Below are 688 nucleotides of genomic sequence, written 5' to 3' on the forward strand. Positions count from 1 at the left end.
GGGATTCGAACCCGCGACCCTCACCTTGGCAAGGTGATGCGCTACCAGCTGCGCTACGTCCGCGTGCCGCCCGGTCTCCCCGGCGACGGGTTGAACTCTACCCGACGGCAAGATCGCCACCCCAGCCGCCCCACCCCGCCCTCTCCACCACCGGTGATTGCGCTGGTCACCCATGGGGTACTGATTCACCTCGACAGCACACCGCATCCCCCTGAAGGAGGCTGTCGTGGGAATCGGAACGAGTATCTTCCTGCTCGCCGCCGGCGCGATCCTGACCTTCGCCCTGGACGCGAGCGTCGGCGGCGTCAACCTGGACGTGATCGGCTGGATCCTGATGGCGGCCGGCCTGCTCGGTCTCATCATGACCACGCTGGTCTGGGGTCGCCGCCGCCAGGTGGTCACCACCACCGACCCGGTCGAGTACCGGCGGGTGGAGGAGCGCCGGGACATCGCTCCGCCGCTGTAGGGCGCGTCTCCACCCGGCCGACGGGGCTGATCGGTCGCGGGCGTACGACGGGGCGCCGGTCACCCACGGGTGGCCGGCGGCTTCGCGTACGGGCCCGAGGAAGGCCGAGGAAACGAAAAGGCTGGTCACCGACGTTCCGGTGACCAGCCTTTTCATTCTGTGGGCGATACTGGGTTTGAACCAGTGACCTCTTCCGTGTCAAGGAAGCGCGCTCCCACTGCG

The 688-nt window shown here is 68.2% G+C and carries 1 protein-coding gene; it reads left to right on the forward strand.

The features are described from left to right. The first annotated feature begins 226 nt into the window (after window positions 1–226). The gene (locus V6U89_RS30135) at window positions 227–466 is read left to right on the forward strand and encodes a DUF6458 family protein (RefSeq protein ID WP_334576708.1); all 240 of its coding nucleotides are present in this window, start codon (window positions 227–229) and stop codon (window positions 464–466) included. The last annotated feature ends 222 nt before the right edge of the window (window positions 467–688 follow it).

It is taken from the genome of Micromonospora sp. CPCC 206171 (assembly GCF_036906755.1).
Lineage (GTDB): Bacteria > Actinomycetota > Actinomycetes > Mycobacteriales > Micromonosporaceae > Micromonospora > Micromonospora purpureochromogenes.